Source organism: Burkholderia sp. Bmkn7 (genome assembly GCF_041103175.1).
In the GTDB taxonomy this organism is placed as follows: domain Bacteria; phylum Pseudomonadota; class Gammaproteobacteria; order Burkholderiales; family Burkholderiaceae; genus Burkholderia; species Burkholderia cepacia.
Genome location: NZ_JBGCUH010000001.1, coordinates 930,720 through 948,770 on the forward strand (window position 1 = coordinate 930,720; position 18,051 = coordinate 948,770).

21 protein-coding genes are annotated in these 18,051 nt (G+C 66.7%); 5 read left to right on the top strand and 16 right to left on the bottom strand.

Annotated elements, in window-relative coordinates; translation table 11 throughout:
* Positions 1-75 precede the first annotated feature (75 nt).
* Complete coding sequence (locus tag AB3K92_RS04110; protein ID WP_369464490.1) at positions 76-1,497, bottom strand: cytosine permease; 1,422 nt, start codon at positions 1,495-1,497, stop codon at positions 76-78.
* Between the two features lie 402 nt (positions 1,498-1,899).
* Between AB3K92_RS04110 and AB3K92_RS04115 the strand changes: the two genes are divergently transcribed.
* Positions 1,900-2,823, top strand: coding sequence for a LysR substrate-binding domain-containing protein (locus AB3K92_RS04115; protein WP_059485967.1), 924 nt, complete (start codon positions 1,900-1,902; stop codon positions 2,821-2,823).
* 58 nt (positions 2,824-2,881) lie between these two features.
* Here AB3K92_RS04115 and argE read toward each other — a convergent pair whose 3' ends face one another.
* The 8 genes from argE to AB3K92_RS04155 all read right to left on the bottom strand — a co-directional run bounded on the left by argE (position 2,882) and on the right by AB3K92_RS04155 (position 9,029).
* Positions 2,882-4,045, bottom strand: a complete 1,164-nt coding sequence (gene argE, locus AB3K92_RS04120; protein ID WP_369464491.1) for an acetylornithine deacetylase — start codon at positions 4,043-4,045, stop codon at positions 2,882-2,884.
* Entirely contained in the window at positions 4,038-4,715 is a 678-nt protein-coding gene (locus AB3K92_RS04125; RefSeq protein ID WP_059862671.1) for a DUF1028 domain-containing protein, read from the bottom strand. Before AB3K92_RS04125 ends, argE begins: the two co-directional genes overlap by 8 nt.
* A gap of 8 nt (positions 4,716-4,723) precedes the next feature.
* The gene (locus AB3K92_RS04130; RefSeq protein WP_021157943.1) at positions 4,724-5,161 is read right to left on the bottom strand and encodes a RidA family protein; all 438 of its coding nucleotides are present in this window, start codon (positions 5,159-5,161) and stop codon (positions 4,724-4,726) included.
* Between the two features lie 85 nt (positions 5,162-5,246).
* Positions 5,247-6,587: a flavin-containing monooxygenase gene (locus tag AB3K92_RS04135; RefSeq protein ID WP_369464492.1), complete on the bottom strand. Its 1,341-nt coding sequence runs from the start codon at positions 6,585-6,587 to the stop codon at positions 5,247-5,249.
* Between the two features lie 228 nt (positions 6,588-6,815).
* Positions 6,816-7,262, bottom strand: a complete 447-nt coding sequence (locus AB3K92_RS04140; protein WP_059623789.1) for a hypothetical protein — start codon at positions 7,260-7,262, stop codon at positions 6,816-6,818.
* A gap of 157 nt (positions 7,263-7,419) precedes the next feature.
* Positions 7,420-8,043, bottom strand: coding sequence for a hypothetical protein (locus AB3K92_RS04145; RefSeq protein WP_369464493.1), 624 nt, complete (start codon positions 8,041-8,043; stop codon positions 7,420-7,422).
* A gap of 29 nt (positions 8,044-8,072) precedes the next feature.
* On the bottom strand, positions 8,073-8,366 hold the full coding sequence (locus tag AB3K92_RS04150) for a RebB family R body protein (protein WP_021157938.1): 294 nt from the start codon (positions 8,364-8,366) through the stop codon (positions 8,073-8,075).
* Between the two features lie 105 nt (positions 8,367-8,471).
* Positions 8,472-9,029: an RNA polymerase sigma factor gene (locus tag AB3K92_RS04155; protein ID WP_048028512.1), complete on the bottom strand. Its 558-nt coding sequence runs from the start codon at positions 9,027-9,029 to the stop codon at positions 8,472-8,474.
* A gap of 404 nt (positions 9,030-9,433) precedes the next feature.
* Here AB3K92_RS04155 and AB3K92_RS04160 point away from each other — a divergent pair, with 404 nt between their 5' ends.
* On the top strand, positions 9,434-10,108 hold the full coding sequence (locus tag AB3K92_RS04160) for a Crp/Fnr family transcriptional regulator (RefSeq protein WP_369464494.1): 675 nt from the start codon (positions 9,434-9,436) through the stop codon (positions 10,106-10,108).
* A gap of 76 nt (positions 10,109-10,184) precedes the next feature.
* Here the strand turns inward: AB3K92_RS04160 and AB3K92_RS04165 are convergent, their stop codons facing one another.
* The 5 genes from AB3K92_RS04165 to AB3K92_RS04185 form a co-directional block, all read right to left on the bottom strand.
* Entirely contained in the window at positions 10,185-10,508 is a 324-nt protein-coding gene (locus AB3K92_RS04165) for a RebB family R body protein (protein ID WP_059675304.1), read from the bottom strand.
* Positions 10,509-10,713: 205 nt separating this feature from the next.
* The gene (locus AB3K92_RS04170) at positions 10,714-11,088 is read right to left on the bottom strand and encodes a RebB family R body protein (protein WP_021157935.1); all 375 of its coding nucleotides are present in this window, start codon (positions 11,086-11,088) and stop codon (positions 10,714-10,716) included.
* Between the two features lie 186 nt (positions 11,089-11,274).
* Complete coding sequence (locus tag AB3K92_RS04175) at positions 11,275-11,607, bottom strand: RebB family R body protein (RefSeq protein ID WP_021157934.1); 333 nt, start codon at positions 11,605-11,607, stop codon at positions 11,275-11,277.
* 108 nt (positions 11,608-11,715) lie between these two features.
* Positions 11,716-12,369 (bottom strand): hypothetical protein, encoded by a 654-nt coding sequence (locus AB3K92_RS04180; RefSeq protein WP_369464495.1) that lies wholly within the window; start codon positions 12,367-12,369, stop codon positions 11,716-11,718.
* A gap of 386 nt (positions 12,370-12,755) precedes the next feature.
* Positions 12,756-13,214 carry a hypothetical protein gene (locus AB3K92_RS04185; RefSeq protein ID WP_059623794.1) on the bottom strand — a complete coding sequence of 153 codons (459 nt, stop codon included), beginning with the start codon at positions 13,212-13,214 and terminating at the stop codon, positions 12,756-12,758.
* Here AB3K92_RS04185 and AB3K92_RS04190 point away from each other — a divergent pair.
* On the top strand, positions 13,213-13,365 hold the full coding sequence (locus AB3K92_RS04190) for a hypothetical protein (protein ID WP_155635292.1): 153 nt from the start codon (positions 13,213-13,215) through the stop codon (positions 13,363-13,365). The two genes, AB3K92_RS04185 and AB3K92_RS04190, sit on opposite strands and share 2 nt — an antisense overlap.
* A 161-nt stretch (positions 13,366-13,526) precedes the next feature.
* On the opposite strand, the gene AB3K92_RS04195 is transcribed toward AB3K92_RS04190, so the two are convergent.
* Together AB3K92_RS04195 and AB3K92_RS04200 are read right to left on the bottom strand one after the other, a co-directional pair.
* Positions 13,527-13,958, bottom strand: coding sequence for a hypothetical protein (locus AB3K92_RS04195; RefSeq protein WP_027792478.1), 432 nt, complete (start codon positions 13,956-13,958; stop codon positions 13,527-13,529).
* An 87-nt stretch (positions 13,959-14,045) separates the two neighbouring features.
* Entirely contained in the window at positions 14,046-15,674 is a 1,629-nt protein-coding gene (locus AB3K92_RS04200) for a tyrosinase family protein (RefSeq protein WP_369464496.1), read from the bottom strand.
* Positions 15,675-16,609: 935 nt separating this feature from the next.
* Between AB3K92_RS04200 and AB3K92_RS04205 the strand changes: the two genes are divergently transcribed.
* Positions 16,610-16,765 carry a hypothetical protein gene (locus AB3K92_RS04205; RefSeq protein WP_021157927.1) on the top strand — a complete coding sequence of 52 codons (156 nt, stop codon included), beginning with the start codon at positions 16,610-16,612 and terminating at the stop codon, positions 16,763-16,765.
* Between the two features lie 209 nt (positions 16,766-16,974).
* Entirely contained in the window at positions 16,975-17,988 is a 1,014-nt protein-coding gene (gene trpS / locus AB3K92_RS04210; protein WP_369464497.1) for a tryptophan--tRNA ligase, read from the top strand.
* Positions 17,989-18,051 lie beyond the last annotated feature (63 nt).

Sequence of the window (18,051 nt, forward strand, 5' to 3'; positions counted from 1 at the left end):
TCCCGCCTTTCCGGGCCGCCGCATCGCAACCGATGCGGCGGCCTTTTCATTTCATCGCGCCGAACGACGCCCGGTTTACCGCACCGCCGTCGGTGGCATCGTCGCCCCCGTCTGCCGGCGCCGATACGCGCTGTCGCGCGTCGCGAGCCAGTAGTACAGCGGCGACGTCAGCGCGAGCCCCACGAGCCACGACAGGTCCGCGCCGCCGAGATGCGCGGGAATCGGGCCCGCATACATCGGCGTATTCATGAACGGGATCTGCACCAGGATGCCGATCGCATACGCGAGCAGCGCCTGCGGGTTGAAGCGGCCGTAGATCCCGCCGTCGGCCATGAAGATCGACTGGATGTCGTACTTGCCCTTGTGGATCACGTAGAAGTCGATCAGGTTGATCGCGGTCCACGGCACCAGCACGACGAGCAGCGCGAGCACGAGATCGACGAGGTTGCCGACGAAGTTCGTCGACGCGCCGATCGCCGCGTAGCAGCACGCGATGAAGATCACGACCGATACCACCGCGCGCGCCTTCGCGGTCGGAATCCATTTGTACGCGAACGTCTGCACCGACGTGATCACCGCGAGCACCGCGCCGTACAGGTTCAGCGCGTTGTGGCTGATCACGCTCAGCAGGAACAGCACGAGCATCAGCGGGCCGAGCGGGCCGGTCGCCTGCTTGACCGCATCCATCGTGTCCGCGCCGGCCGGCACCGCGAGCACCGCGACCGCGCCGAAGATGAACGCGAGCGTCGAGCCGATCGTGCAGCCTAGGTAGGTCGCCCAGAACGTCGACGCCACGCCGACGTTTTCCGGCAGATAGCGCGAATAGTCCGACACGTACGGTGCGAACGCGATCTGCCACAACGCCGACAGCGACACCGTCGCGAGCCAGCCCGCGAAGTCGAAGCCGCCGCGCGTCAGGAAATCGTCGGTCGTCACGTGCGTGAGGATCATCCAGAAGCCGACGACGATGCCGATGCCGAGCACCCACGTGCCGATCCGGTTCAGGATGTGGATGAACCGGTATCCGACGATCCCGATCAGCCCCGAACCCACCGCGCCGATCACGATGCCGACGGGCACCGGCACCGACGCCGCGATGCCGTGCACCGACTTGCCGGCGAGCACGATGTTCGACGCGAAGAAGCCGACATACATCACGGCCGCGATCACGGTCACGAGCAGCGCGCCCCACGAGCCGAACTGCGCGCGGCTCTGGATCATCTGCGGGATGCCCATCTGCGGCCCCTGCGCCGAATGCAGCGCCATCAGCACGCCGCCCACCGCCTGGCCGACGACGATCGCGACGATGCCCCATAGCAGGTTCAGGTGGAACATCTGCACGCCGAGCGCGCCGGTCACGATCGGCAGCGGCGCGATGTTGCCGCCGAACCAGAGCGTGAACAGGTCGCGCACCTTGCCGTGGCGCTCGGCGGGCGGCACGTAGCCGATCGTGTGCTTCTCTATCATCGGGGACGCATTGCGTTCCGCGTTCGTCATGGTGAAGTCTCCTGTCCTGCGCGGCGATGCGCGCGTGCCGTGTCAGCCGGCGCGCGTCGGGGTGCGCGCCTGCAATCGGGTCCGGATACGCGAACGACGACGCACCGCGTGCACACGCGGCGGAGTCGAACGCAGCAGCCAAAACACTCGCGGGGACGGATGACATGCCCCGCCGGCGCGTGTGCGGCCGCTTCGTGATCGTGGTGATCGTCGCGATCCAGGTTGGAGACGATGGTGCGCCACGGGTATCGCGACCGGAAAATACTAAAAATATTTCCGGGACATACGAAAAAGCTCTGCAGCGGAAATTCCGGCGCCGGGGCCTTTCAGGTAAGGTGCTACGCACAACCATGGACAGATTGCGCCCGGGCGGCACGCCGGGGCCGTGCATCAGAGGTGCGTGTGGCTCACTACACTTTGCGGCAACTGAAATACTTCGTGACGACGGTGGAATCCGGCAGCGTGGCCGAGGCCTCGCGCCAGCTCTTCATCGCGCAGCCGTCGATCTCCAGCGCGATCAAAGGGCTGGAAGAAAGCTTCGGCGTGAAGCTGTTCATTCGTCATCATGCGCAGGGCGTATCGCTGACGCCGGGCGGCACGCGCTTCTACCGGAAAGCGCAGGAGCTGCTGCGCATCGCGCACGAATTCGAACAGAACGCGCTCGCCGACAACGACGTGATCACCGGGCAGATCGACATCGGCTGCTTCGAGACGGTCGCGCCGCTCTACCTGCCGCAACTGATCGCGGGCTTTCGCGAGCGCTACCCGGGCGTGAACATCCGGCTGCGCGACGGCGACCAGCAGGAACTCGTGCAGGGCCTGACGTCCGGCACGTTCGATCTCGCGCTCATGTACGACCACGATCTCGACGGCACGATCGAGACCGAGCCGCTGATGCCGCCGCAGCAGCCGTACGTGCTGCTGCCGGAGAACCACCGGTTCGCGGGCCAGGCGCACGTGTCGTTGCGCGACCTCTGCGTCGAGCCGATGATCCTGCTCGACGTGCAGCCGAGCCGCACGTATTTCGTCAGCCTCTTTCACGAACTCGGGCTGACGCCGAACATCGTGTTCGGGTCGCCGTCGATCGAGATGGTGCGTGGCATGGTCGGCCAGGGATTCGGCTTCTCGCTGCTCGTCACGCGCCCGCATTCCGAATACACATACGACGGCCAGCGGGTCGTGACGATCGGCCTCAGCGAAACGGTGAGCCCGTCGGGGCTCGTGAGCGCGCGGTTGAAGCGCGGCCAGCTCACGAAGCAGGCGCAGTCGTTCGTCGACTTCTGTCGCGAGCGGCTCGCGCAGATCGTCGCGGAAACGGCGAGATAAGACGCGCAAACACGCACGCACCGCGCGAGGCGGTGCGTGCGTGTTTGCAGTGACGATTTCAGGCGGCCGACGACAGATACGCAGCCAGACGACCCAGCATCGCGTCGCATCCATGCAGCTGGTCGAGCGTGACGAACTCGTCGGGCTTGTGCCCCTGGTCCATGCTGCCGGGCCCGCAGACCACGGCCGGAATCCCGGCCTGCCCGAACAGCCCGCCCTCGGTGCCGAACGCGACCGTGCCGAACGCATCGGAACCGCTCAGCGTCGCGAGCAGGCGCGCGGCCTCGCCGTCCGGCGCAGTAGCCAGCCCCGGATACGCGCCCAGCGGCTGCAATCGAATATCGGTGTCGGGCCGCACCGCACGCATTCGCGGTAACAGTTCGGATTCCGCATAGTCCTGCAGCTTGCGCGGCACGTCGTGCGCGTCGAAATCCGGCAGCGCACGCACCTCGAAGTCGAATTCGCATTCGGCCGGCACGATGTTCAGCGCACGGCCACCCTTGATCAACCCCGTCTGCACGGTCGAGAACGGCGGATCGAAACGGCCGTCGTGCCGTTCGGGCCGCGCGAGCGCCGCGCCGATCTCGCCGAGCCGGCCGATCAGCTTCGCCGCATAGTCGATCGCGTTGACGCCCGACGGCGCATACGCCGAATGGCACGCGGCCCCCTTCACGTGGCAGCGCATCGCGAGCTTGCCCTTGTGGCCGAGCACCGGCTTCAGCCCGGTCGGCTCGCCGATCAGGCACAGGCGCGGCCGGTGCGCACGCGCGGCCAGTGCGTCAAGCATCGGCCGCACGCCGAGGCAGCCGACTTCCTCGTCGTACGAGAACGCGAGATGCACGGGCACGCGCAGCGGACGCGCGACGAACGCCGGCACGGCCGCGAGCGCCGACGCGATGAAGCCCTTCATGTCGGCCGTGCCGCGCCCGTACAGGCGGCCGTCGCGCTCGGTCAGCCGGAACGGCTCGACCGTCCACGCCTGCCCGTCGACCGGCACCACGTCGGTATGGCCCGACAGCGCGATGCCGCCGCGATCGCGCGGACCGATCGTCGCGTACAGGCTCGCCTTCGTCCGTTCCGCGTTGTAGAACAGTTCGCTCTCGACGCCGAAGCCCGCGAGATAGTCGCGGATGAAACCGATCATCTCGAGATTCGAATCGCGGCTGACCGTCGCGAAACCGATCAGCCGCTCGAGCAACGCGCGGCTCGACGTGTCATTCATCGCCCGGTACTCCGTAGCTCGGCGCGGCGGTCGGGTTCAGCGCGCGCGTCTGGTAGTCCTGCATCTGCGGCCGATACGCCCGCCACAGCGCATCGAGCTGCCCGACCGGATCGGCTTCGGCCCAGTCGACGCGCAGGTCGACGATCGGCCAGGTCACGTCGCCGGCCACCTTCAGCGCGGCCGAATGCACCGGCCCCGCCTCGCCGCCGGCCGCGATCGCCGCATGCATCGCGGCGAGCAGGCGATCGGCGAGCAGGCCGGGTGCCTGTTCGAAGGCGCGCGCCATCGCGTCGATCACGTCCGGCGAAGCCAGCAGGTTGCCGGCCGCCACGCACTGTTCGCCACGCACCGCGTGATGCGTGCCGAGCGCTTCCTTGCCGGTGAAGCACGCCGCCTGCCCCTGCCCGTCGATCACCGTGACCTGCCGGTACTGGCTCCAGCCGTTCGCGCTGAGCGCGCGGTCGAGCGCCGCGGCGGGCGCGAGCTGTTCGTGCTCGATCAGGTCGAGGATCTGCGGGCCGAGCGCCGGCAGCGTGATGTTCTGCGTCGCGACGGCGCCGACGCCCGCGCGCACCCACGGGCAGCGCGCGCCCACCGCGATGCTCGACGAGCTGATCGCGATGCCGAGCTGGCCCGTCTCCGGGCAGCGCCCGACGATGGAAAAAGTCATGTCGCCTCCTATGCGCGGTTCGGCTGCCAGTTGTCCGGAATCACGGCGATCACGTCGATTTCCATCAGCCACTGCGGCTGGCCGAGCGCGGACACGACGAGCCCCGTCGAGATCGGATACACGCCCTTCAGCCACTTGCCGACTTCCTGGTACACCGGCTCGCGATAACGCGGGTCGATCAGGTAGGTCGTCGTCTTCACGATGTGCGTGAGGTCGCTGCCGGCTTCCTCCAGCAACTGCCTGACGTTCTTCATCGCCTGCTCGGCCTGCGCGCGCGGGTCGCCGAGGCCGACCAGGTTGCCGTCGAAGTCGGTGCCGACCTGGCCGCGCACGTAGACGGTGTTGCCGGCCCGCACGGCCTGGCACAGGTCGTTGTCGAGCGTCTGGTTCGGGTAGGTATCCTTCGTGTTGAACATGCGGATACGGGTATGGGTCGGTTGGCTCATCGAAATCCTTCAGTCGTCAGGGGGCACGCCGCCGCACCGGTCGCGAACACCATCGCGGTGCGGCAGGCGGGCGGCATGGGGTCGGTCAGTTGACCGCGTCGGCGAGCGGCCGCGCGTCGGCATGCGCCGCGGCGCCGCCCGGCTCCGGGCACGATGCCGAGCGGCGCTGCGATGCGTCGTGGTATTCGAGGTAGGTGCGCTGCGTCGCGATGTGATCGGCGATGTGCCTCGCGTCGTGCCACACGCCCCAGATGAAGCTGGAGCCGCGCCGCGACAGCCATGGCAGCCCGAGGAAATAGATGCCCGGCTCCTTCGACACGCCGCGCTGGTGCTGCGGCTTGCCGTTCGCGTCGAACGCATCGACCTTCAGCCAGCCGTAGTCGACCGCATAACCCGTCGCCCAGACGATCGACGTGACGCCCGCGCCGGCGAGATCGAGCGCGAGGATCGGGTGCGCGACGCAGTCGGGGTTCGGCAGGATGTGGCGGGCGTCGGGTTCGGCCGGCAGGTCGAGGCCGTTGCGGGCCGCATAGGCGTCGGCCGCGTCGAGCAGCGACAGGTAGTTCTCGTCGCCGCGCGCGAGATTGATCGCGAGGTCGCGCTCGAACGTCGCCACGCCGCCGCTGAACGACTTCGTCAGCCCGACGAGCGTCACGCCCTGGTTCGCGAGCTTGCGGAAATCGACCGTATGGCCGCCGCGCGCGCCGCTCACTGCGATCGTCACGTGTTCGCGGCCGGGCGTCGCGACTTCCTTGTCCCATTCGCCGAGCACGCCGAGCCACCAGCAGAAGTCGCGGCCGCGATACGCGCGCGGCGGGCGGTCGTGCGGGCCCACCGACAGGTAGACCCGGCGGCCCGCGCGCTGCAGCTCGTCGGCGATCTGCACGCCCGACGAACCCGCGCCGACCACGAGCACCGCGCCGTCCGGGAGCTGGCCCGGGTTGCGGTAGTCGGCGGAATGAAGCTGCACGAGGCGCGCGTCGTCCGGTGCGATCGGCGGAATCACCGGGCGCTGGAACGGCCCCGTCGCGACGACCACGCGGTTCGCCTCGATCGTGCCGTCGGAGGTCTCGACGACGAAACCCGGCTTGCCCGTATTGCGCACGACCCGCTTCACCTCGACGCCGGTGCGGATCGGCGCGTCGAACTTGCGCGCATACGCTTCGAAGTAGTCCGCGACCTGGTCTTTCGACGCGAACGCGTCGGGGTCGAGGCCGTCGAATTCGAGCCCCGGGAAGCGGTCGTGCCACGCGGGGCCGTTCGCGACCAGCGAATCCCAGCGCCCCGTGCGCCAGCGTTCGGCAATGCGGCTGCGCTCCAGCACGAGATGCGGCACGCCCAGCTTGCCCAGGTGCTCGCTCATGGCCACGCCGGCCTGACCGGCGCCGACGACGAGCGTATCGATTGAGGTTGTTTCGACTGCCACGGCTGTCTCCTTCTGAAGTGCGGCTCGGCGCGACGCGCGTGCTGTCGCTCGAGCTGGAATGGAGACATTCTGCTGACACGCCGCTTGCGGCGAAATGATGATTTTTGTTGGTGTTGATGAGCAAAAAGCTGGGGGCGCGCGCGGGCGGCCAGCGGCACGGGACGACGCGCCCGTGTTGCACCGGCGCCCGCCCGGACGGCGGGCGCCTGCTTCAACCGGTCGCGCCGGCTACGCGTTCGTCCATGGGCCGGCGCCCTGCCGATACTGGATCACGCCGCCGTTGATCCGCACCCGCAGGTTGCCGTCCGGCAACGGCACCCAGTTCTGCATGTCGAGGCTCAGCATCAGCGCGGCGAAGAAATCCCGCAGTTGTTGCGACTCGCTGGCCTGCCAGAGATCGATGCGCCCGAGGCAGGTACGCAGGTCGCCGCTCTGCTGCATGATCGTCTCGACCTGCCCGGCCACGTTCGCCGACGGGTCGTACACCTTGGTACCGTCGTCGCTGACGATCGACAGATGGATCGCGCGCACCGACGCCGGCTGGCCCGGCGTCTGCTCGACGAGCGCGATGCAGCTCGTCATCGCGCCGAAATCGATTTCCGCCGCGTCTCCCCAGATGCGCTCGCCAACCGCCAGCGGCGCGGGACCTTGTACGTTCTGAATGTCGTAGGGCATGGGTTCCTCACTTGACTCGATGGGACTGCCGGTGGCGGGCCCGCGACGTGTCCGCGAAAGCGGACACGTGTCGTTCCCGCCGCTCACCTCCCGCGGCGGGCCTGACGGCCCGGCGGGTCGTGTCGATTGATTCCTGGCCGCCGCGCGCGGTCGCGCGCTACGCACCCTTCTTGTCCAGCAGCGCCTGATACCGCTGCAGGCTCTCGTCGATCTTGTCGAGCGCGATGCTCGCGGCCTCGCCTTCGATCGCCTCCGCGGCACCCGCGACGACCGCCGCCGTCGCGACGAACAGGTCGGTCAACAGCAGGCCCACCGCATCCATCGCCATCCCGCGCACGTTCTCGTCGATGGTCTTCTGCGCCAGGTCCTTCATCAGCACGCTCTTGCCCGCGATCGCCAGCGACGTCGACGCCTCGAAGTAGTTGGCCGCCGCCTGCGCGACCATCCCGCCCGCCTGCGTGATCATCATGTTCGGGCCGACGGCGATCTGCGTCGTCGCGTAGGACGCCGCCTCCGCGTTGATCGCCTGCACGGTCTGCAGCGCCGAACCGCCGCCCCCGGCCGGACCGGCGACCTGGTTCGGCGCCTTCAGCGCATCGGTGAGCCTGCGCAGCCGGTTGACCGGCCATGCGCGCGCGCCGGCCTTCGACGCCGCGACGGGCGGTGCGACATCGGCGGGCGTCGTTGCGTCGGCCGGCGTCGTTGCGCCTGCTGCCGCGGGCGCGCCATCGTGCGGCGCCTGCGGCGCACCGTCGCCGCCTCCGCCCAAAAGGCCTTTCATGTTCATGGTTCAGGTATCCCGAGAGTCGACTAATGCGTGGAACCCGTCTGCGGCCCGGCCGCCGGGGCTTGCGCCGCGCCGCCCGATGCCGGCTTCGGCGACGCTTCGACGGACAGGATCATGGCCACCGCCTTCGACACGACGGCGTTCGAAATCTGGTTCAGCGCCGCCTGCTGCTGCGTCATGTTCTGCGCCGAGATGCCGACGGCCTGGCTGAACATCTGGTAAAGCATGCCCAGCGCCTGGGCCGGGGATCCCGCGACGACGTTGACATTGGTCTGCGTCAGCGCGTCGGTAACCTGCTCATTGACTTTGTCTGCCACGAGGCCTCCTCGGATCTCGGCTCCGGCATGCGATTGAAGGAACGGCGGGCCATCGACGCCGCGCATGCCGTTAGGAACGCTGCATGCCCGCGTTCGTGAACGCGCTCACGCGAGTTCCTCGCGCAATTTCCTGCGCAGCAGCTCGACACGCTTCCTCGCCAGCGGCTCATTGATCCCGAGCGTCGCCGCGATGTGCAGATAGGGCCGGTCCTCCTCGAACTTCAGCGTGAACAGCATCTGCTGCTGCGACGGGAGCGTGGACAGCACCTGCTCGAGACGCAGCAGCTGTTGCCGGAGCAGCAGCTGCTGCTCCACCGACGGCGCGTGGCCGGCCAGCTCGACGGTGTGATCGTCGTCCCAGCCCGGGTCGAATTCGAGCATGCCGCTTTCGCGCACACGGCGGCGCGCGCCGTCGAGGAACGCGTGGTTCAGCGCCAGAAAGAGAAAGCCGGCCAGGTTCCGGACGCGCTCGGGCGAACGTTGCAGGTAGATGTGGACCTTGAGCGCGGTATCGGAGAGCAGTTCGTCGGCGCGGTGGATATCGCCCTTGCACAACAGGCGCGCGCGCCGCCGCAATTTCCCCTGCATTTCCCGCCATGTGTGATCGAGCTGCTGCGCCGGTGACTCAGGCGTCGAAACAGCGTGCTGGTTCGAGGTTGTCATCCCGTGCCTTCCTTTTTTATGGAAAACACAGAATCGATTCGGTGCCGGGAATGGCGCTGTTACCCGCGTAACACCGTTTTAAAGATAATCCCTTCGTGTAAATTTTCTTGATTATTGTGAACGGAAACTTTAATTCCCCGGCATCTCCTCATCCGTCGTTTCGGGCGCGCCGCCGAGCGTAACCAATGGCATTTCGATGAAAAATGGCGACTGCCGCCGCGATGCGATTACGCCGGCACGCTGCTGCCGATGTCGGTCGACCAAAGGTCCCTGGCGCCGAAGCAAAACCATATCGGGATCACTTTCCCATTATCTGGTTATTTTCATCATTCATTTTCACGTAATGCCAAAGGCAGCGTTTTTCGCTAGGTGGCCGCATCGTCAAACAACCTTGCACGGAAAACATGCCTGCCCTCGTCAACGGTCGAACGCTGTGCAATATCCCGATACTCGCCGATCTTCCGGAAAGCCTGCTCGCTCACATCGAGCGGCATCTCGCGCCCTGGCCCGAACACGGCAATCGCCTGTTGTTCTTCAAGGGCGATCCGGGCGATTTCGTCGCCTTCGTGCACTGCGGCCGCGTGTACAAGACACTGCACGAACCCGGCGGACGCGAACTCATTCTCGGCCACTCGTCGCCGGGTGAACTCATCGGCGAAAACACGCTGGTTCGTGCCCACCGGCGCAGCTTCACCGCGCAGTTGAGCCCCGACTGCCGCGTGTCGCTGCTGCATCGCCAGTACTTCGCGCCGCTGCTGGCCAACGCGGATTTCATGGCGCGCATCCACGAGCAACTGTGCCGGCACGTGCACCAGCTGAGCGACTTCGTCGAATCGACGTGCCTGTACCGGCTCGAAGCCAGGCTCGCGCGCCATCTGCTGAACCGCATGCAAGGGAACGATCTCGAGGTGCGGCTGCCGGAGAGCCAGAGCATCCTCGCCGCGATGCTCAACGTCAGCCGGCCGCGACTGAACAGCAGCCTGCAGAAGATGCAGCGCGACGGGCTGATCCGGCTTCACGCGCACGGCGTGACGATCGAGAAACCGGAGCAGTTGCGGACCATCGTCAACGCCAATTGACGCGCCGGGCGCGTGCGCCGCGACGCCGCGGCGGCGGGAGGTCGCGCGCGCCGGGTTGCGCGGCGCGCGGGGAAGATCAGCCGCGCCAGTGGCCGATGGCGTTCATCAGCTGCGCGACGGCGGTCAGTTGCGACGCAAGGTTGTCGTTCGCGGAGCGCGCCGCGGAGGCCACCGCCACCGGCGAGCCGGCGTAGAGCTGCATGATGCCGACGGTCGTGGCGGCGAGGTTGGACATCGCCTGGTTCGCCTGCATCTGCACCGCGTTGTGAAGCAGGATCGCGGACGCATGGCTGTTCGACTGCATGAGCGTGCCCAAGGCCACGGCGGGCGCTTCGCCCACCACCTTGACGTTGGCTTGCGTGACCGCATCGGTCACCGCGGCGGAAACCTGTTCCGGCATGTCGTTGCTCCTGGTTTGCCCGCCCGCTGCGATGCAGTCACGGCGAACGCATGAATGGGTCGGTCGGCGACGTGCGCCGGACGGTTGCATCGGTGCGTGCGAGCGCTCGTCGTCGCGAGCGTCGCGAGCGCCGGGACGACGACGGGCGCCGGGCGACAGCCGCGAGGATCGGGGCCGCCGCCCGGCGTCGACGCCGGGTTACGCGTCAGGCCAGCGCCTTGCCGAGCGCGAGCACATCGGCCAGCACGGACAGCACGCCGTTCGAGCCGATTTCCGTCGCGGCGGCGCCGGCGCTCGCCGGCCCGAGCGTGTAGAGCTGCATCGTGCCCACGTTCGTCGAGGTCGGCAGCTGTACCGCGGCCTGCGACTGCTGCTGCACGGCGTTCTCGAACAGCACGCTGAGCGAATGGCTCTGGGCCTGGTACAGCGAGCCCGTTGCCATCGCCGGCGCTTCACCCACCACCTTGACGTTGGTCTGCGTGACGGCGTCGGTGATCGCGGCATTGACCGCGCACGTCTTGCAGTTGCAGGGGTCTTTCGGATCCTTCGGATCCGTCGGGGCGCTTGTATCATTTGCCATCGAATTTCTCCTGGTTTGCGAACGGGCGCCGCATCGAATCGGCTCTACCCGTCCTGTCGTTTGCTCCGGAACACCGCGCGGCACCGCTGTTCAGGCGCCGGCGGACGTGCTGCGGTTCGGCGGCGCGGCGGATCGGCGGCCCGTGCCGCTTGCGCCGCCGCTCGACCACGGCGTGGCGACCGCGCGTTACGGGCGCATCGCCTTCCCGATCGCGATCACGTCGGCCAGAATGGAGATGATCCCGTTCGCGCCGATTTCCGTGGCGGCCGCCCCCGCGCTTTCCGGCCCGATCGTGTAGAGCTGCATCGTCCCCACGTTCGTCGACGTCTGCGACTGGATCGCGGCCTGCGACTGCTGCTGCACCGCGTTCTCGAACAGGATGCTGAGCGAATGGCTCTGGGCCTGGTACAGCGAGCCCATCGCCATCGCCGGCGCCTCGGCGACCACCTTGACGTTGACCTGCGTGACGGCATCGGTAATCGCGGGATTGACCTGGCACACCTGACACGTATCACCCATTTTTTGCTCCTTGATTCACGTAGTTGAGAGGTCGCACATCGGGGCCGGCCGGTCTCGTGTCCAGCCGCCGGACTTCAGCCGCTCGACTTCAACCGCATGCCCGGTGTGCTACTCCATGGACGCTGGCCCGGGGGTATCGTGAACAGAAGCAGTGGCGGTGGCAGCGGCCGGTTCGTGCAGCTCGGCCGGACGGGCGCCGATGCGTTGCAGCCGCTCGTCGATCGCGTCGAGCCGCACGGCGAGCCGTTCGGCGAGCGAATCGACGTAGTGCCGGAAGCAGGTGTCGATTTCCTGCCGGATGAGGCCGGTCAGCTGTTCGCCGATCACCGCCAGCGCCTCGCGGGTGCTGTCCTGGATGTCGGCCGCAGCGGACGCCGGTGCGTCGTCCGGCGGCTCGTGCGCGTCGAGTACGCCGGACACCTTCTGCTGTTCCGACGCCAGCATGCCGAGGGTCGTCTCGTTCTGCGCGTCGATCGTCTGCAGGATGCCGCGCATCTTCTCGTACGCCTTCTGCTGGTTGAGCTGCAGAAAATGCTTGACCTGCTCGCGCGCCTCCTGCCGGGTTTTCAGGCGCGGCAATGGCGGGTTCACGGCGCTCGCCTGCGTGGCCGCGCCGGCCGCGCCGGCCGCCGGGGCCGGCTGGGCCGCGTGACGACCCGGCAGCCGCTCGAGCAGCGCCCGTTCTTCAGCCGGCTCGAGCGGCCGTCCCAATCGTTTCTCCGCGAACTGCCGCAGCAACGGGTCGAGTGCGTCGTCGCTCATGGCTCACGCCTCCTCGAGGTCGGCCCGCGGCGCCGGTGCGTGCGGTTCGGGTACGGATGGACGCGGCGCAGGGGCGCCGACGCCGGCGTACTGCAATGGATATCGCATGGTGTTCTCCGGGAAATGGACAGACGGCGGCCCCGCCGGAAATTTCGGCGGGACCGCTGCAGGGACGAATCGTGAGAAGGGTCTGTGAAATCGGTTGTCGCCGTGCGTCGCGCCTACGCCGGCGGACAATGCGCAGGCAAGCCGTGCCGCTGCGCATGCCGGCCGATACCGTTGCGCTGCGTTCGCCCGCCGCCCGGTGCGTGGTCTCTTTCATTGAAATCGACCTGCGCCACGATCATGTTCCGCCGAATTCGATCGCCAACCTGTTTTTTGCCATCCTAAGTAATCTGGCCGTTCTTGTTTCGCAAGCGGCCTTTCAGCGATTCCTCTGCGAGGGCCGCTCGATCGCTCAGTGCGTAGAACGCCAGCATGCTGACGAGCATCGCAAAGGCCACGCCGCTCGTATCCCAACGCAGCCCCACGCTGTCTGCGATTGCCCTGATCGCGGTCATGCCGAGCGCCATGACGAGCAACATCCCCGCGAATTCGAGCGCGATCCGCACCGGCGCCCTGACGAGCACGCGTACCGGGCCGCGTCGATGCCCGTCCTTGCGGTCGGCTTCGCGCCGAATCAGCAGCGCCAGCATGGCCAGCATCGACATCGGGAACCACTGGAGATGGAGCACCAGCATGTTCCACATGGCACCGGTATCAAGCGTGCCGCCGCAGATGTCGAGAATGGCCTCGAGGGGCGCCCGCATCGCATCGAGCGTCAGTCCCGCGCAGATGGCGGCCATGCACCAGAGCATCGACCGGCGCGCGCACCTGCCCGGCGATCCGCCTCTCGTCGAGTACCTCGCCACGCCGCAGGCAAGTGCACCGATGCCGTTCCATATCCAGCTGGAAGGGGCACCATGCAGCCTCGTCGGCAAGTCGCACGCCAGGTAGCCGAGGGTCGCGAACGCCAGCGCGCCGCGCACGCGTTCGGGCATCGGGAGCATGGCCGTTCGCGCGGGCCCGGCCTCCACGCATGCGCGGATCGCGCCCGTCACCGTTGCCGGACGCCTGGCCGGGTCGGCCGGCGGAGCACTGCGGGCAGTCATGGCCGTTCAGGCGGGATCTCGCATGACCGCATACCACGAGCACACCACCCCGGCCGGCGCGACGCCGCCGTTGCCGCTCGCATGCGGAACCGTCCGGACGATCGAACCGGTCAGCGCCGGACGCTGGTTGATGCCGTTGGGCCAGGGCGCGCTCACGTACCCGACATAGTCGTAGACCCACTCCTCGCCGCTGACCACGCCGCGCCCCTGGAAGCGGACGGTGCCGGGATTCCCGTAGCTGATCCAGCCGTTGAGCTGCAGCTCCCATCCCGGGCCGAAAATGCGCCCCTTGAAAATGCCCGCCGGTGCCTGCGCGATCTCGATCGTGCCGAGGCCGAATTCCAGGTCGTTGAATGCGGTGGCCGGATCGGGATCGTTCAGGAAACTGCGATAGGTCCACTGGCCCACCAGGCTGCCGGTTTCGGGTGTGTAGCTCATGCGCGCGCCTCCTCTTCATGTCCGTGTCGTCGAAATACCGAAGTGAACCGGCGCCACGCGATGGCGCCGGTTCGTCACGCGCCGTCGTTACCGGACCTCGAGCCGGAACAGTTTCGGCGCGGCCTGCGGAGCCGCACCGGCGACGGCTTGCGAAGCGGGCGGCGAAGCCGGTTGCGTCTGCAGGCGTACGCCTTCGCGCGTATGGATCTCGACGTCGTACAGGGCCCCCTCCACCGCACTCACCGAGAACTGGTCCAGCGGAAAGAACGCCTTCACTTCGAGGTGCGTCTGGCAGTTCGCGCAGTACTGCACGCTCCAGCGGCTCAGCACGGCCTCCGTGCCGAGCAGGTGCCGCTCGCCGTCCACGTTGACGTACGCGGAGACCAGGAACGACCCCGCGATCGGCGCACGATTCAGCCCGGACACGCGCACGACCTTGCTGCTGTTGCCGGCCGGTACGGTCGTCGCCGCCAGCGAGAGCTTCGGCAGGTCTTCCAGCGAACCGGGGCCGTACGTGTAGCCGAGTTGCTCCTCGATGTTGATGCAGTCGAGCGACGTATAGGCGCGCTCCTTGCCGTTCTCGCTCTTCTTGAACGGATCGAGCGGCGACGAGAGCGTGAGCCACGAGTTGGGCACCGTGCCCGGCGTCGGCCCCTGCGCGTCGACCGAGTTGGTGCCCGGATACTCGGCGATGACGTCGAGGTGCTGCGTGAAGCCGTGCCGCTTCTGCCACAGCCAGAACACGCGATCGATGAAGCAGTGATGGAAATAGAAGATCGGGTCGAGGCCCGCCGTGTCGTTTTCGCCCATGTCGCCGTTGGCGCCCGGAATCGGCGAGAAGTCGCCCTTGTTCGGGCCGTGCGGCACGTCGAACCCGCCGACCGCCAGGTGAATCTTGTTGTGCGGCGACTCGAGCGGGACGACGGGAATCGCGCCTTCCGGCAGATTCTCGTTCCACTGGGCCGCGGACGTCGTGTTGGAAAACACCGTGTAGTTCGGCGCGTCCAGGCACTGCTCGAACTTGCGCTTCACGTTGGTCGGCACCACGTTGCCCTTCACGACGATGTAGGACGTGAGCCAGTCCACGATGTTCCGGTTCAGCAACACCACGTTCTCCTTGGCATCCTTGAACCGGGCGTTGTGCTTCTCGGTCGCGGCCCGGTCCTTGTCGGTACCCACGAGCCCCGACAGCGGGTAGCGAACCGTGACGTACGGCAGCGGCTTGCTGTAGTTCGGATCGTCGCCGTTGATGTTGTCGGTGATCGCCCGGTTGAACGTGAAGGAGGCCAGCGGATTCGGAATCTTTTCGCCGTCGAGCTCGAAATCCGGGTCGGTCAGTGCCCACGGGATGCCTTTCGTCAGCGACTCTTCGCTGGTTTCGTCCCAGAACGGCAGCATCACCTGCTCGCATCCGGGGATGCTCTGCAGCGCCTGTTCCAGCCGCAGCAGGTACGCACGGTGCCAGGTGGGGAACAGCACGTTTCCGTGGTTGCAATAACCGCCCCAGTAAGACGCCGAGCCCCAGCCGGCGCCGCGGAACGGCTCGCCGTGGAAGCCGCCGATCATGAAGAACGAGTTCGGATCGTCGGGCGGCAATGCCTTGATCCCTTTCCACGCGCGCATCAGGTCTTCCAGCGGCTTTTTGTTGCCTTTCCGATATTCGACTTGCAACGATTCGATCGACGGGCGAACTCTGACTCCAGATGCGTTATTCATGATATATCCAGCCTCCTTCGTGGGTGGCATTAGGGTTTGGCCGCCAGGTTTTGAACGTAAGCAGGTAGTTAATAAAACATTTAAACTCGCGCTCAATCGAATTCGTTTTATTCAAATAGCGTGTGGCATTTTGAAAGCATTAATCGGCGGGCCATGGGCGGGCCCGCGTGGTCACCTGATCGCCTCCATGGGCGCGGACACGCGCAACAGGCGTAGCACGCCCTCGGGAAAGGGGCTCCGCCTTCAGATCGTAGGGATGCTGTAGTGAATCGATGTCACTTCGTCAGGCACCAATACCCGACAAAGTGACCGTGATACCCCGTTAGCGTTTTATCCTGATTTGGTATGAGTAAATAAAGCAGATGGAATTGGTTTTAGCAAGGACAAGGTGTCATGGATTCTCAAAAAAATCCGGAGGCGAAAGTGATGATTGGCCCATTTAATTTTCCGAAATAATCGCACCAATTTACGACGCGATAGTAATAAACAGGCTCGGGATAATCACAGGTGCGTGTCGATGTTGACGAATACCATCGATCGGCGGGCACCTTACGGTTGTCAGTTGCCACGCATGCGACTGAAAGCTCGCGGAGAACGGGCAAGGTTGCATCGCGGCATCTGGATGACCCCATCCCGAGCCGGTAGCGTCACGGCCATTCGACGCGCCCCCCCTGCCCCCTGCGGCCCTGCCCCCGACAATTCTTGACTGTGTCCACGCCGCCGAACTGGTAGGATGCCGGTCGCGTCGGCATGGATGGCAGCCAAAGGGCGTTCAACCGTCCCTTTTTATGCCCGCCAGCGGCCAACCCCGCCGGCCCGCTCGGGCACGGTGCCCGGCCGCACCCCAGCCCCCGTCGAACCCCGCAACACCCCGGCGTCGCCTCACCCGACCCGTTGCAGCAACCGTTGGAGTGGCGCCTCGCGCGCCAGCAAGCATGAAGAACTCGAAGCCGCCCACCCGCCTCCCGCGCGAGAAAGACCGCACGCCGCTGGTACGCGCCGGCGCGCTGCTGTTGATGGCCGGCCTGCTGTACCTGCTGTGGCCGTCGGCCGAAACCGCCTACCTTGCGATGGAGTCCGTCATCCGCTGACACGGCACGTCCGTCCCCGCACTACGCTATACTCGCGCAATGGAAACCCGACCCGCCTCGCCGAACGTGCATTGCTGGTGGCGCGCCTGACCCAGGCGGCCCGTTTCCTTTTGCATGTCCCAAACGTGATGCCGCCAGCCATGGCGGCATTTGCGTTTCTGCGCAGACGTCATGGCTGGCGGCTTCGATAACCCGGAGCAACGATCAACATGACCCACCCGACCCGACCGACCATCCTCACCGGCGACCGCACGACCGGCCCGCTGCACCTCGGCCACTACATCGGCTCGCTGCGCGCGCGCGTGCAGATGCAGCACGAAGCGAAGCAGTTCCTGCTGCTCGCCGACACGCAGGCGCTGACCGACAACATGGGCCGCCGCCAGCGCGTCACCGAGAACGTGATCGAAGTCGCGCTCGACTATCTCGCCGTCGGCATCGATCCGGCAATCTCGACGATCGTCGTGCAGTCGCAGGTGCCCGAACTCGCCGAGTTGTCGCAATACCTGCTCAACCTCGTCACGGTCGCGCGCCTCGAACGCAACCCGACCATCAAGGAAGAGATCCGCCTGCGCGGTTTCGAGCGCGACATCCCGGCCGGCTTCCTGACCTACCCGGTGAGCCAGGCGGCCGACATCACCGCGTTCAAGGCGACGCACGTGCCGGTCGGCGACGACCAGCTGCCGATGATCGAGCAGACCAACGAACTCGTGCGCCGCTTCAACGCGACGGTCGACCAGACCGTGCTGGTCGAATGCGAGGCCGTGCTGTCGGCGGTCACGCGGCTGCCGGGGATCGACGGCAAGGCGAAGATGAGCAAGTCGCTCGGCAACGCGATCACGCTCGGCTCGACGCCGGACGAGATCACGCAGGCCGTGAAGGACATGTACACCGACCCGAACCACCTGCGCGTGAGCGATCCCGGCCAGGTCGAGGGCAATGTCGTGTTCACGTTCCTCGATGCGTTCGAGCCCGACGTGCAGAAGGTCGACGAGTTGAAGGCGCACTACCGTCGCGGCGGGCTCGGCGACAGCGTCGTCAAGCGCGTGCTGAACGAGCGGCTGCAGGCGCTGATCGAGCCGATCCGCGCGCGCCGCCGCGAATTCGAGGCCGACAAGGCCGAGGTGATGGCGATCCTGAAGCGCGGCACGATGCACGCGCGCGACGTGGCCGGCGCGACGCTCGCGGAGGTGAAGGGGGCGATGGGGTTGAACTACTTCGATTGAGCGGCGCAGGCAGCGCGTGCATAAACGCGCGCCGCGCGCCGGACAGTATCGGGCCGGCGCGTG